General features: G+C 26.5%; 11 protein-coding genes and 1 tRNA gene. 8 read left to right on the forward strand and 4 right to left on the reverse strand.

Going from position 1 to position 14,490, the window contains the following annotated elements:
• The first annotated feature begins 25 nt into the window (after window positions 1-25).
• Window positions 26-691 (forward strand): HAD-IA family hydrolase, encoded by a 666-nt coding sequence (locus tag BHYOB78_RS05965; RefSeq protein WP_012669907.1) that lies wholly within the window; start codon window positions 26-28, stop codon window positions 689-691.
• Here BHYOB78_RS05965 and recO read toward each other — a convergent pair.
• A complete protein-coding gene (gene recO, locus BHYOB78_RS05970; RefSeq protein ID WP_020063499.1) occupies window positions 680-1,462 on the reverse strand; it encodes a DNA repair protein RecO in 783 nt (260 codons plus the stop codon). The two genes, BHYOB78_RS05965 and recO, sit on opposite strands and share 12 nt — an antisense overlap.
• Before the next feature lie 78 nt (window positions 1,463-1,540).
• Entirely contained in the window at window positions 1,541-1,708 is a 168-nt protein-coding gene (gene fdxA / locus BHYOB78_RS05975) for a 4Fe-4S ferredoxin (RefSeq protein WP_012669909.1), read from the reverse strand.
• A 364-nt stretch (window positions 1,709-2,072) separates the two neighbouring features.
• On the opposite strand from fdxA, the gene BHYOB78_RS05980 reads away from it, so the two are divergent.
• From BHYOB78_RS05980 to BHYOB78_RS06005, 7 genes are all read left to right on the forward strand, one after another.
• Window positions 2,073-3,326 carry a homoserine dehydrogenase gene (locus BHYOB78_RS05980; protein ID WP_020063500.1) on the forward strand — a complete coding sequence of 418 codons (1,254 nt, stop codon included), beginning with the start codon at window positions 2,073-2,075 and terminating at the stop codon, window positions 3,324-3,326.
• A 525-nt stretch (window positions 3,327-3,851) separates the two neighbouring features.
• A tRNA-Sec gene (locus tag BHYOB78_RS13585) sits at window positions 3,852-3,941 on the forward strand.
• A gap of 28 nt (window positions 3,942-3,969) precedes the next feature.
• Window positions 3,970-5,316, forward strand: a complete 1,347-nt coding sequence (gene selA, locus BHYOB78_RS05985) for an L-seryl-tRNA(Sec) selenium transferase (RefSeq protein WP_020063501.1) — start codon at window positions 3,970-3,972, stop codon at window positions 5,314-5,316.
• A gap of 99 nt (window positions 5,317-5,415) precedes the next feature.
• Window positions 5,416-6,573: an ankyrin repeat domain-containing protein gene (locus BHYOB78_RS05990; protein WP_020063502.1), complete on the forward strand. Its 1,158-nt coding sequence runs from the start codon at window positions 5,416-5,418 to the stop codon at window positions 6,571-6,573.
• A gap of 275 nt (window positions 6,574-6,848) precedes the next feature.
• Window positions 6,849-8,651: a selenocysteine-specific translation elongation factor gene (gene selB, locus BHYOB78_RS05995; RefSeq protein WP_020063503.1), complete on the forward strand. Its 1,803-nt coding sequence runs from the start codon at window positions 6,849-6,851 to the stop codon at window positions 8,649-8,651.
• Between the two features lie 403 nt (window positions 8,652-9,054).
• Window positions 9,055-9,411 carry a tRNA-binding protein gene (locus tag BHYOB78_RS06000; RefSeq protein ID WP_012669914.1) on the forward strand — a complete coding sequence of 119 codons (357 nt, stop codon included), beginning with the start codon at window positions 9,055-9,057 and terminating at the stop codon, window positions 9,409-9,411.
• A gap of 198 nt (window positions 9,412-9,609) precedes the next feature.
• On the forward strand, window positions 9,610-11,214 hold the full coding sequence (locus BHYOB78_RS06005) for a tetratricopeptide repeat protein (protein WP_020063504.1): 1,605 nt from the start codon (window positions 9,610-9,612) through the stop codon (window positions 11,212-11,214).
• A gap of 278 nt (window positions 11,215-11,492) precedes the next feature.
• Here the strand turns inward: BHYOB78_RS06005 and uvrB are convergent, their stop codons facing one another.
• Complete coding sequence (uvrB, locus tag BHYOB78_RS06010; protein ID WP_020063505.1) at window positions 11,493-13,541, reverse strand: excinuclease ABC subunit UvrB; 2,049 nt, start codon at window positions 13,539-13,541, stop codon at window positions 11,493-11,495.
• A 35-nt stretch (window positions 13,542-13,576) separates the two neighbouring features.
• On the reverse strand, window positions 13,577-14,485 hold the full coding sequence (locus BHYOB78_RS06015; protein WP_020063506.1) for a hypothetical protein: 909 nt from the start codon (window positions 14,483-14,485) through the stop codon (window positions 13,577-13,579).
• Window positions 14,486-14,490 lie beyond the last annotated feature (5 nt).

A 14,490-nucleotide genomic window follows, 5' to 3' on the forward strand; every position in this document is an offset into this window, starting at 1 on the left:
ACTCTATATTATAAAGCGAGTCATTATGCCAAGATATATTAATGTATTATTTGATCTTGATGGTACAATTACAGATTCAGCACCTGGTATAACAAATGCTGTTTTATATGGAATAAAGAAAATAAATGAAGTATACAATTCAAATATAGATATTCCGGATTATTCTATTTTAAGAAAATTTATTGGTCCTCCTCTTGATGTTAGTTTTAGAAAATATTGTTTAGATGATGAAAAATTATCTTTTGATTTTATAAAATTTTACAGAGAGGATTATAATGGTAATGAGGGATTATTTAACTGCATACTTTATGATGGTATATACGATTTGATTAAAACTCTTTCTGAAAATAATTATAAAGTTTTTTTAGCTACTGCTAAACCTAAAGAATCAGCTTTAAAAATAATAGAACATTTTTCTATGACAAAATTTTTTACTGATTTTTATGCTCCTATACTTGGAGGAAAGATTAAAAATAAATCAGATGTATTAAAAGAAGCATTGGAAAAAGAACATTTTGATAAAGATAAAACTATAATGATAGGTGATAGAATCGATGATATAGATGCTGCTAAAAACATAGGTATAGATTCTATTGCTGTTAAATATGGTTTTGGAAATGATGAAGAGTTTAAAAATGCTTCATATATAGTTAATAATACAAAAGAAATATTTGACATATTAAGTAAGTAATATTTCTTCTAATACAGACTGGCTTTTTATTGTTCTGTTTATATGATTGAATATTGATTTATTCATTATGTATTTTACATTATCTATTGAATCATTATATATTTTTTTTAAATCTTCATTTTTTATTATTTCTATTAATGATGTATGCTTTATAATCCTCATAAATGCTATATCATAATCCATTATATTTATAGAGTCTTTAATTAGATTTCTGCATTTTTGACATATTAATCCTCCTTCCAATATAGAATAGTACGATATATCATTATTATTTCCGCATATTGTACATTTATCTAAATGAGGAGATATACCTGCTATATGTAGAGTTTTCATTTCAAATGCTCTTATTAAAATATTGATATATATTTTTTTTATTTTATCATCATTATAATGTTCTTCTAAACTTTCTAATGCATCTAATGTTTTTTCCATTAAAACAAAATATCTATTGTCAAAATCTTTAGCACAGTACAATAATACTTCTCTAATATAAAACACTGCTAGAGATGAGTATATTGATTTTTCTAGTATTTTATAATTCTTTATAATAGAGGATTCTTTTAATATTGATAGCTGATTTTCTTTTTTTTCGTATATATTTATATTTAATTTTGATATGCTTTCCAAATCTGAACCGAATGCTTTTGAATTATTTTTTGCTTTATGACATATTGCTTGCATTATTGAATTTTCTGTAAGAAAAGATGCTATTATAGAAGAAGTTTTATATTGATTATATGATAATATAAAAGCATTAGTATTTTTTATCAATATTATTCCTTAATTATTAAAAAAATAGGGCAGGCTTTAATATTATTAAAACCCGCCCCGCTATGCCATCAGCAGCAATTAAGCTGGATTTATAGCATTGCTTGGACAAACAGCTTCACAAGCAGCACAATCAGTGCATTTGTCTGGATCAATCACATAGATATTTCCTTCACTAATAGCATCGAATGCACACTCAGGAAGGCATGATCCGCAAGCTACACAATCGTTATTTATAACACGTGGCATAATTGACCTCCAAAAAATTAAACTGTGAAATAATTATAACATAAATTAATAATGAAATCAATATCTATTATTTATTAAAAAATTAGAAAAAATATTATATTCTTCTATTTTATTACTTTTAATATATCTATATAATGTGAACTATGTTTTTATTTGCATATATTTTTATACATACTAGTTTTTATACTAATTAAAATTACTGATATGTATTGTAAATTTTTTCAATAGATGTTATAATATAACTTAATACAGTAATATCGTAATTAGAAATTCTTATAAAACTACAATATTACTATCTTTGTAATAATTTAAGGTTAATTTTATTTAAACAAATTTATATTTAATCAATTTTAAGGAGTTAAAAATGGACAAGAAAAAAGAATTTAAAGTGGCAGTTGCAGGATACGGACATGTTGGAAAGGATACTGTAAAAACTATTATAGAGAATAATTCTATAATGGAAAAAAGAACCGGAATAAAATTAACCATTAAAACCATTTTTAGCAGAAATATAGATAAAGTAAAAGATGATAAGTTTTTGGATAAAGTGGAAATAAAAACAAAAGATTTGAATGATATTTTGAATGATGATGATATTGATATAGTTATAGAAGTACTTGGAGGAATGGACACAGCAAAAGAGCTTCTTATGAAAACAAAAAAGCCTGTAGTTACAGCTAATAAGGCATTGCTAGCTAATTGTTTTGGCGAGCTTATAAAAGACAGAAAAACTGATATAGCTTTTGAGGCTTCTGTTGCTGGTGCTATACCTATAATAAAAGCTATGAAAGAGAGTTTGGTTTCTGATAGAATGGAAAATGTTTACGGAATATTAAATGGAACTTGTAATTATATTTTAACTAATATGACAAAAAACAATTTAGATTTTAAAGATGTTCTTAAAGATGCTCAGGATAAAGGATATGCTGAGGCTGATCCTACATTTGATATTGACGGAATAGATACAGCTCATAAATTATGCATACTTTCATCTATAGCTTTCTGCAATGTTATAAGTTTTGATAAGATCTTTATAAGAGGTATAAGAAATATTATATTAGATGATATTGTATTTGCTTCAGAGATGGGGCTTACTATAAAATTAATAGCTGAAGCTGCTTTGGATGAAAATAACAATGCATACATATATGTTATACCTACATTGCTTAATGATGATAATATGCTTTCTAAAGTTGATTATGCTTTTAATGCTATAACTGTAGTAGGGGATCGTTCTGGAGATACTGTTTTCTATGGTTCTGGTGCTGGCGGAAGACCTACAAGCAGTGCTATAGTTTCTGATGCTGTTACTTTAGCCAGAAATAGTTTAATTACAGATGAGCTTAGAATACCTATACTTGGATTTGTGGAAGAAAATAGAGCTCTTAAAGTAAAAGATTTTAAATATAAAAATGAAACTTTCTATGTAAGATTCAAATCAAATAATAATAATTTGCTTGCATTCAATGAAGCTTTTTATGATATCAATATAGAGAAAAGTATGGAGAGAAATGGAAACTTCATGTTTGTACTTAAAAATGTAAATATTAATTCTATAATTGAATCTATAGAAAAAGTGGAAAAGATAGATGATATATTTATTGCTAAAATAAAATAATTAAAAAATAATATTAATAAACAAATAATGTAATATATAATTATTTTTTATATATGCATTATTTGTTTTTTATTTTTTAAAATTATTTTGAAAAACCCGCCCTTTATACTTTTTTATTTTTAACAGAAAATAAAATGCTTATTGTTTTTTTACTTTCTCTATAAAAAGCATACCCACCCAAATTTTTATTAACTTTTTAATTTTTTTAACGCACGTTAAACGAATCTATATTTATAATTTAAATTGCAATTATTATTGAGCTATATTTATAATTTTGCTTACCGTGCGGTGATAAAAATAATGAAGTTAAAAAAATTGGGTGGGCAGCTAAAATATGAATAGAAATTCAAAAGAAAAATAATACTAAAATGACAGGATATAGTAAAAAGCATATAGGGTGGGATTATAGAATAATTCAATAAGGAAGTTTTTAGCTTATTTGTGTATACTTGTATAGGGTTTTTTAAATTATTGTTATAAAAAATTGACATAAAACAAAAACTAATATATCATATCAAAATATATGGAGGCAGATGAGTCCCGGTGGGCTCCGCGCTCTTCAAAAGCGTTGGACGTTATAACAACGTCGGCAGGTTCAACTCCTGCCTCTTCCGATAAAATTACAAATCATTTCGGAATAATTATGAATAATAAATTTAATCTAATACAAACTAATGCTGTATTAGAAGATGAATCTATAAAACCATATTATAAAATTATTTCTCGCCCAATTGCAGCAGATATTATAAGAGAAACATTAGAAAAATTAAGAACTCAATTAAAAAATAATCCTGAATTACAATATGATAAGAAAGATATAATTAAGTTATGTGAAATTGAAATAAAAAAGAAAGCAAATCTGCCAATAAAAAAAGTTATAAATGCTACTGGAACTATAATGCATACAAATTTAGGAAGATCCCCAATAGATGCAGAAGTTTGGGATAGCGTAAGAGAATTAAATATTAACAGTAATAATCTTGAATATAATATTAATAATGAAGCAAGAGGAATAAGAGGAGAATTTGTATACTCTCTTTTAAGTAAATTAACAGGTGCAGAAGATGCTTTGGTAGTTAATAATAATGCTGCTGCAGTATTTTTAATATTAAAAACTTTAGCAAGTAATAAAGAAGTAATAGTATCAAGAGGCGAACAGGTACAAATAGGCGGAGGCTTTAGAATACCTGATATATTAAAGGAAGCATCAGCAAAACTTATAGAAGTCGGCACTACTAATATAGTGGATATTAAAGATTATGAAGAAGCTATAACAGAAAATACTGCTATGATACTTAAAGTGCATACTTCAAATTTTAAAATAAGAGGCTTTGTAAAATATCCTTCATTAAAAAAGTTAAGAGAAACTATACCTGATAATATAGCATTAGTTTATGATGAGGGAGCCGGAATATTTGATGAAAGTATGAGCGAAGAGGAACATGTAAAATCTGCATTAAAAAGCGGTGCTGATTTGGTATGCTTTTCAGGCGATAAAATGTTTTCAAGTGTTCAGGCTGGAATCATAGTAGGAAAGAAAAAATATATAGAAAAAATATACAAACATCCTTTAATGAGAGCTTTCAGATGCGGAAAAACAGTACTGTCAATATTAGAAAAAAGTATCATAAAAAGATTGAATACTGAAGCTAATTTCAAAGGATACTGTGAAACTTTATTGAGTATAGATAAAGAAATAATAAAACAAAAGGCTTTAAAAATTATAGAAAATATTGACGGCTTTGAAGTTGTTGAAGAATATATAGAAACAGGAGGCGGTGCTATGCCTGATAATTTTTATCCGTCTTATGCGATAAGTTTTAAGCCTAAAAATATAAAGTCTGTAATTAAATTTATGCATAATTTAGATGTACCTATTATACCAAAAGTAAAAAAGGATTCAGTGCTTATATATATAATAACTATAAATGATGAAGATATAAATTACATAAAAGAAGTTTTAATAAAAATAAAAGATAATTATTTTTAAAGTTAGTTAGCTAGTAATAAATAAAAAACTAATATAATTCTTGGTATAAAGTACATATGTGTTTGCTGATTATTTATAATAAGGATATAAAAGAGATATATGAAAAAGAGATTTATTTTAATAACTTTGATATTTATTAATATCATTAGCTGTAATGACAGTAAAAATAAAAAAGATGTGTATAGTTCAGAAATTAATAATTCAGTAACTAACAATATAGAAACCAATTATATCATTGATAATACTTCTAGTGATAATAAAAATATTTTAGAAACTAATAATTTATATACAGATGATATTTATGATGGATATGCATCTAATGAAGATGATATATATGAATTACTTACAAAATTAAATGAATATGAATTACTTGCTATTGAAGAACTTGAATCTGTAAAAGATACAGATTCTTTAGATGCTTGGCAGTCAGAATATACTAAGGAATCGCCATTAATATTTGCATGTCAATATTTTCCTACAGAAGAAAAGGCCATTGAATTGATTTCTTACGGAGCAGATATAGATGAACGTGCTGATTATGGATATACTCCATTAATGGAGGCTTCTTCTAGAGGATATTTAAAACTTGTAAAAGAATTAATAAAAAATGGTGCTGATGTTAATATAATGCGCTATGAACAAGATGATGCTTTATCATGTGCTGTACTTTCTACTAATAAAAACAGTACAAAAATAGTTGAGGAATTGCTAAATGCTGGTGCTGTTGCTTACAGAGATTATCCCATTCCAGATAGCGAAGATGAAACAGTAACTATAATAGATAAGTTCTTTGATTATAGTTGTGATGCAGAAAAGTTTAAACTTCTTGCAGAGGCTGGTGCTGATATTGAAAACTCTTATTTTGGTATACCAGTAATAGCTATGGCTGTTCAAAAGGATTGTATTGATATAGTAAAATATTTAGTATCTAAAGGTATTGATCCTGCTATGAATTATACGGATTATAGAAATATAGAATTTTCATTGCTTAATGAAACATTTGATAATAAAACTACTGATATAGCTGAATATTTAATAAAGAATGGAGCTGATGTAAATTCTCAAAGTACAATGGATCCTTACAGCAAAGAAACTCAAAACTTAATATTTACCGCTATTGAAGAAGATAATATAGAATTGGTAAAATTACTTATAGAATATGGAGCAGATACTTCAGCAGTAAACAAAGAAGGTAAAACTATTTTTGATATAGCTAAAGAAAAAGGTTATAATGAAATAGAGCAGCTTAAAAAATAGTAAAAATAAGAATTGTTTCTAAGTTATAAATTATTAGCTTATAACTGATGAAGTAAGTTTTTATCTATTTATATGTGATTTTTTCCATTATCAATAATAAGTAATTTTTTATATTAGAATGATAAATATGAAAATTGTGAGCGTCTAAACAATAAATAGTGAACAATTTTTATTAATAACAATAAAATGAGAATATAGCAATAAAAAGTGAGCAATAAATTTATTTATTCACTCTACTCAGGCGAGGCGAATATAACAATAATAGGAATTATATTATGAATAAAATAATAGGAACTGCTGGGCATGTTGATCATGGTAAATCAGAATTAATAAAGGCTTTAACTGGAATTTCTATGATGAGGCTTCCTGAAGAACAGAAAAGGGAAATGACTATTGATTTGGGATTCGGTTTTTTCAAGCCTAATGATGATATTACAATAGGTGTAATAGATGTACCCGGACATGAGAGATTCATAAGAAATATGGTTGCTGGTATGTGGAGCTTGGACTTAGTTATGCTTGTAGTTTGTGCTAATGAAGGCTGGATGAATATGACTGAAGAGCATGCTAAAGTGGCTTTATCTCTTGGCATAAGAAATATAATATGCGTAATTAATAAAATTGATTTGGTTGATGATGATAAATTAAAAGAAAGCGAAGAAGATATTAAAAAAAATCTGTATAGAATATTCAATAAAGATATAGAAATAGTAAAAGTATCAGCCTTAAATAGTATTAATATAGACTTTTTAAAAGATAGAATAACTGATATATTATCAAATGAAAAATATGAAGATGATATAAAAACTCATATTTATGTAGACAGAGTATTTTCTATAAAAGGAGCAGGACTCACAGTTACAGGAAGTCTTAGAGGCGGTAATATAAAAAGAGATGATACTTTGATACATTATCCAAGCAAAAAAGAAATTTCAATAAGAAATATTCAGTCATACCATGAAGATAAAGAAATTGTTTACTCCGCTTCAAGAATAGCTATTAATATAAAAAATATAAAGAAAGAAGAAATAAGAAGAGGGCATTTATTATGCTGTAAGGAAGAAAAAGTATTTTCAACAGATGAAATAATATTAGAGCTTATAAATACAAACGATGCAGAATATCTTAAAAAAATAAAGAACGCTGAATTTGCTGTAGGTACAGAATGCTTGATTGCTCAAATACTTCCTATTTACAAAAACAAAACATATTCTGATAAAGATAATAAAAATAATAAAGAAATAGATAATAGATTCATAAGGTTAAAATTTAATGAGCCTATATCAGTGTTTTGGAAAGAACGCGGTATATTAATAAGCCATGGCGGAAGCAGTATAATAGCAGCAGGCAACGTATTTTGGGGAGAAAAAACTAATCCTTTCATAAGAAAAAGAATAATTGATAATGCCGGCAAGTTTTTGGGAGAAGTAAAAATAGAAAAGTATAATGATTTATTTATGTCAGTGAATGGTTATACTGAAGCTAATGGAGAGATTCCTGATTATACTATTAAAGTTGCAAATTTCTTTGTTAAAAAAGATTATTTAAATAGTTTATTAGAAAGATTAAAAAATCTAATAGAAAATAAAAAAGAAGGCATAAGTTTTGAAGATATAAGAAATTATTTAAATATTAATAATGCATTTACAAAAGTATTTATAGATTATTCAGTTGAAAATCAAATATTAATGCCTTTTAATAATATATACAAAAAATATAATGAAGAAATTACTTTAAATAATTCCCAAAAAATATTGTTAGAAAAATTAAAAAAAGAAGATTTAAACGGATTAGATGAAAAAACTATAAGAACATTTACTAATGGTATGAAAGATATAAAAGTATTATCAGCATCAAAAAAGGCTATGTATCTTGATGAAGGAATATATTATCATATAGATGTTTATAATAGAATAAAAAAACTTATTCTGCAAAATACAAAAACTAATGATATTATCACTATAGCAGCAGTAAGAGATAAAACGGGACTTTCTAGAAAATATGTACTTCCTATATTAAATGCATTTGAAAGAGAAAAATTAGTGAGAAGAGAAGGCAGCGAAAGAATAGTTCTTTGATATTTATTTTATGTTTCATTTATTAATAGTATATACCTAAACAACCGTATTTTGTCAATTTTTTATTGTTCTTTTTCCTGCCGCACGCCACAGGCGGACTTCGTCAAAGAACCATACTAAGTACGCCTGCGGCGAAAGTGCAAATGTAAAATTAGTACTAAATCATACTGACTTTGTTTTACATGTAATATAAATTATTAATTTAAGATAAAATATAGCCCTTTTGCTTCTTTGTGGCAACAAAAGAAGTGGGGGTGTGGGGGCTAGTCCCCACAAATAATAAAACTAAGAAAATAATTTTGACAAAATATAGTTGTTTAGGTATATATTAAAACTTATTAGAATGCACTTTAAAAAAATTTTCTAATGACATAAAATATATAAAAATATTTCGGAGATTAAAATGGATATTAAAGATGAAATAAAATCTGAATCTAATTTTGATAATTTTTTGGCATTAGATATTAGAACAGGTACTATAATAGAAGCAGAAGATTTTCCAAAAGCTAAAAGACCAGCATACAAATTAAAAATTGATTTTGGTAAATTGGGTATAAAGGTTTCATCAGCACAAATAACTAAATTATATAAAAAAGAAGATTTGATAGGAAGACGCATAATTGCTGTAGTTAATTTTCCAAAAAAACAGATAGCTAACTTTTTTTCGGAGTGTTTAGTTTTAGGTGCTGTAAAAGATAATGGAGAAGTTGTATTATTAACTACAAAAGAAGAATGTGAAAACGGTACGGTTATAGGATAATATTGTTTATACTAAAATTGTCTTACATATAAGATAATTTATTAAATTCAAGTTCAAATGTAGCCTTTTTGCTTCTTTGTGGCAACAAAAGAAGTGGGGTTTGGTGCAAAGCCCCAAATATAAAAACAAAAATATAAATTTATTTTTGACAAAATATAGTTGTTTAGGGATATATAAATTATAATATGGAGAATATATATGGGCTTGCTTAATAGAGAAGATATTGAAACATTACAATCATTTAATACAGACGGCGGCGGGTATTTCTATAAAATGCTGAATTATCTGGAAGAGTTTATTGAAAATGGTATAAAAGAAAATAAGTTCACATTAGAAGAGTCTAGGGAAGATTTAGATATTGCTTTATGGTATTCTTATGCCTGTAACAATATAGGTGATTATGAGCATTATTATATGTCTAAAGAGTTTATGAAATACTCTGAGAAAAATGCTAAAGGATGCGGAACTTGGTATTATAGGCATGCTGTGGCGTTGATTTACTGCGGAAAATTGGAAGATGCATTAAAATACTCTGAGCAAGGTGTTATTGAAGAGCCTGATTATCCTTGGGGCTGGCTTGAGCTTGCTAAATTAAGACTTCATTTCGGAAATAAAGAAGGTGCTGTTGAAGCTAATAATAAGGGATTAGAGCTCGTACCAGGTGATTATGAGTTTTTAAGACAGGCTGAAGAAATAGAAAATTATTATTCTATAGAAGCATTAGAGTATCATTACATTAATGAAGAGAGCGATAAAAATTTACTCAAAGGACTTGATTATGGCGAAGAGAAATTAAACGCTATAGCCTATATATTATGCGATGAGGAAAAATTGCAGGCTATTAAAGATATTATTAATCCTATAGATTGGGAAGCTGATCATCCTTATTGTACTTTTAAATTTTATGTTGCTGATGATTTGGTTGATGGTGTATTTTTAATGAATGAAGCTGCTATATCAAAATTGAATAAAGAATTAATAAAACAATCTATAGAAGAATTAAGAGATGTAAAAGAAAAAATAAAAAATGAAGAAAATTCTAAATTAATATTTGTAAAATTTAATATTGATTATACTATTGAGGCAGGATTTAAAAACGAAGAAACAGATAAAACTTTTTCAATTAGAAAAATGTTTAATAAAGATTCTGAATATAAAAAAGTTGCAGATGAAATTTTTGATTCTTATGGTATGCCTTTAGAGCCTTATTTAGAGGAGCTTCCTAATATTGTTACTTTGTATAAAAAAGAATATGGATTTTTATATTATGCTGAATGCTGGATAAATGAAGATAATATAGTAAAGCATACTGGAATAGTTGGAAGCAGCGGAGAGGTTAAAGAATATGAATGCAGTAATCCAAGAGAATATAAAAATTTTTTAGATGATTTTTATAAAGAGTATGATGATTATAAAGTAATTGATAATGAAGATTTATATTATTTGATTTTGCAATTTGAAATAGAACCTTTTGAAAATGAGTTACCTGAAAAATATGCTAATGTTTTAAATAAAATAGGAAATGTTTTAAATTCAGTTTTGAGCTGGAATGGTCTTGGTTCTTTAGATTCTTGGAATGCCGGAGAAACTGAAAATATAAAAGGAAAATATGTTATTAATTTCTTTTCTGTAGTTGTAGATGTTGATATTGCATTCAGACTCATATTAAACGAAGTTGTAGAAGAAATTAAAGATGATATAAATTGCGATCATATAAAAATGGCATATGTACCTTATATAGATAATGGAGAAGACTTTACTTTGATATATTCATCAGATGACAGCACAGATTTTTCTATTTGATTTGAATTTTTAATAAAAATTAAGTATAAAATTTTTTACTATTATGATGAAAAATTTTATACTTTATTATTATTTAGTTTGTATATACTAAAAATTTTTAAGTTTGTCAACTGATGTACTTTATATAAATGTTATCTACTTTTTTGTCGCACATACTCTGCGGACTTCGTCAAAGAATCTTATATCTTCGATAAACTTGGATACACTTTGCAAAAGTGCAAGTATAAAATTAATACTAAATTATTTATTAGTAGTTATACTTGATTATAGTAATAAAATTATTTTTTACGCTTTCCATTTGGATTTTTGGAAGTTACATTTTTATGAACATTTTTCTTTTGAGGCTTTAATTGTTTTAATTGGTTTATTTTTTCTCTTATTTCAATAGCCTTTTCAAATTCTAAGCTGTCTGATGCTTTTTTCATTTCTTTTTCAAGCTCTTTTATATAATCATCGCTTTTCTGTTCAGGGTCAATTTTTACTCTTTCATTAAATCTTCTAAAGTCGAAATGAAGCTCATAAGATGTTTCAACTTTCTCCTCACGTTCAATGATATCCTGTATTTTTTTGATGATTGTTTTAGGAGTGATATTATGTTCTTTATTATACTCCATCTGTATTGTTCTTCTTCTTTCAGTTTCTTCTATAGCAACTTTCATAGCATCGCTTATAGAGTCTGCAAACATTATAACTCTTCCGTTAGCATTTCTAGCTGCGCGTCCTATAGTCTGTATTAGAGTAGTGGTATTTCTTAAAAATCCTGTTTTATCTGCATCAAGAATTAATATTAATGATACTTCAGGTACATCAAGCCCCTCTCTTAAAAGGTTAATACCTACAAGTACATCAAAAGCACCAAGTCTTAAATCTCTTATTATTTCAACGCGTTCTACAGTTTGAATATCTGAATGAAGATAACGAGTTCTTACTCCATTTTCATTTAAATATTTTGTAAGGTCTTCAGCCATTTTTTTTGTAAGTGTAGTTATGAATATTCTTTCATTGTTTGATACAGTCTTTTTTATTTCTTCAAGTATTCTGTCTATTTGTCCGTCAATAGGGTATACTTCAATTATAGGATCAAGCAATCCTGTAGGACGAATTATTTGTTCTACAACCTGAGAGCTTTTCTTTAATTCATATTCTGCCGGTGTGGCACTGATATATATTGTATCATGAGTAAGTTTTTCAAATTCTTCAAAATATAAAGGTCTGTTGTCTAGAGCTGAAGGAAGTCTGAATCCATACTTTACTAAAGTCTCTTTTCTGCTTCTGTCTCCAAAAAACATTCCTCTAATCTGAGGTACACTCACATGCGATTCATCTATAATAGTTAAAAAGTCTTCAGGAAAATAGTCTATTAAACAAGCAGGTCTGTCTCCTTCTTTTCTTCCAGATAATGGACGTGAATAATTTTCTATTCCTGCACAGTATCCTACTTCTTTAAGCATTTCTAAATCATATTTTGTTCTTCCGTATATTCTTTCTGCTTCTACTAATTTTCCTTCTGATTTAAATTTATTATACTGCTCATCAAGTTCTTCTTCTATTAATTTTATACCTGCAGCTAATTTATCTCCTCCTGTAACGAAGTGCTTTGCGGGATATATTACAACTCTGTCTTGTTCTGCTAGTTTCTGTCTTGTAATTGGATTGATTTTTATTATACGCTCAACAGTATCACCGAAAAATTCTACTCTTATAACCTCGTCAGAATAAGCACTCATTATTTCTATAGTATCGCCTATAACTTTGAATCTTGCTCTCTCAAGTACATCTTTAACACGTTCATATTGTATAGATACTAATTTTTCAATTATTTCATCTCTGTCATATTCACCGTCTTTTTCTATGGCAATGTATAATTTTCTATAATCTTCAGGAGATCCCAAACCGTATATACAAGAAACAGAAGCCACTATTATAACATCTCTCCTTTCAAGAAGCGAAGTTGTTGCTTTAAGTCTTAATCTGTCAATTTCATCATTAACAGAAGCATCTTTGTCTATATATAAATCTTTTGCAGGAACATAGGCTTCAGGCTGATAATAATCGTAATATGAAACAAAGTATTCAACAGCATTATTAGGAAAAAAATCTTTAAGCTCTCTGTAAAGCTGTGCTGCCAAAGTTTTATTGTGAGACATTACTAAAGTAGGGCGGTTAGCTTTTTCTATAACATTTGCTATAGTAAATGTTTTTCCGCTTGCTGTAACTCCAAGAAGAGTTTGATATTTATTATTATTTTCAAGTCCTTTAACTAAGGAATCTATTGCTGTTACTTGATCGCCTGAAGGCTTGAAATTTGATTCTAATTTGAAATCCATATATTAATTATACTATATTTTATATATTTAGTAAATTATTTAAAAAATTTTTTAAATTTAGATTTAAAAACATTAAATTCTCTGTATATATTTATATAATAAGGGTTAAAGTTTAAATCTTTATTTAAAGAAAGTTTTTTAATATATAATTTAGACCAAACAATAAAATGTAATGAGTGAAATCTTATTTTTTTATTTATATTATCATTATGGTAATTGCAAAATGGAATATTATTTTCAAAGAATATTTTCTTCATTTCGTATCTATTTTTTTTAAGCATTTCAAAATCAGGCCCTCCATAAACAATAGCAGAATCAAATATTGAATCATTTTCTATTTCTGATAGATCTCCAATAGGTAATTGATAATTTGAAAAAAATTCTCTTGAAAGATCCATATCTGAAATACTTCCTGCAACGCCATTATTTACTCTGTTTGGATCATCATAATACATGCTTTTTAATTTATTTATTTCTTTTTCATCAGTATATTTAAATAATAAATACTTTGAAAACTCTTCTAATACTTTTATATCTTTTATATACATTGTTAAAGCTAAATTATGTGCTAAAGATACATCATATTTTAGAAATGGTTTTAAAGCTTCATTTAAATCAGAAAAAAGTAATATATCACTATCAATATGAAAGCATTCTGTTAAATTATATTCTTTCATAAAATCTTTTAATATAATCCATCTTTGCATACAGAACATTTCATAATTAGGATTACTTTTACCAAGATGTATATATTTATTTTGAAAATTTATAGATTCTTCTTTTTTAACTTTTTCTACATCTACAAAAGTTGAATATTTAGAATATTCTTTATACTTTCTATCTGATATTAAAAATACATTTGCATTTTTATTTGTTTCTTTTATTTTTCTTAATGTATATACTAGATATTTAGCGAATCCCGTATGTATTATAACTATATTCATAATAG

The organism is Brachyspira hyodysenteriae ATCC 27164, assembly GCF_001676785.2.
GTDB classification, from domain to species: Bacteria; Spirochaetota; Brachyspiria; order Brachyspirales; family Brachyspiraceae; genus Brachyspira; species Brachyspira hyodysenteriae.

Excerpts from the sequence above, each read along its gene's own strand:
- BHYOB78_RS06015 (WP_020063506.1), bottom strand. The coding sequence starts at position 14,485 with ATGAATATAGTTATAATACATACGGGATTCGCTAAATATCTAGTATAT.
- selB (WP_020063503.1), top strand. The coding sequence starts at position 6,849 with ATGAATAAAATAATAGGAACTGCTGGGCATGTTGATCATGGTAAATCA.
- BHYOB78_RS05965 (WP_012669907.1), top strand. The coding sequence starts at position 26 with ATGCCAAGATATATTAATGTATTATTTGATCTTGATGGTACAATTACA.
- BHYOB78_RS05990 (WP_020063502.1), top strand. The coding sequence starts at position 5,416 with ATGAAAAAGAGATTTATTTTAATAACTTTGATATTTATTAATATCATT.
- BHYOB78_RS06005 (WP_020063504.1), top strand. The coding sequence starts at position 9,610 with ATGGGCTTGCTTAATAGAGAAGATATTGAAACATTACAATCATTTAAT.
- selA (WP_020063501.1), top strand. The coding sequence starts at position 3,970 with ATGAATAATAAATTTAATCTAATACAAACTAATGCTGTATTAGAAGAT.
- BHYOB78_RS06000 (WP_012669914.1), top strand. The coding sequence starts at position 9,055 with ATGGATATTAAAGATGAAATAAAATCTGAATCTAATTTTGATAATTTT.
- fdxA (WP_012669909.1), bottom strand. The coding sequence starts at position 1,708 with ATGCCACGTGTTATAAATAACGATTGTGTAGCTTGCGGATCATGCCTT.
- uvrB (WP_020063505.1), bottom strand. The coding sequence starts at position 13,541 with ATGGATTTCAAATTAGAATCAAATTTCAAGCCTTCAGGCGATCAAGTA.
- BHYOB78_RS05980 (WP_020063500.1), top strand. The coding sequence starts at position 2,073 with ATGGACAAGAAAAAAGAATTTAAAGTGGCAGTTGCAGGATACGGACAT.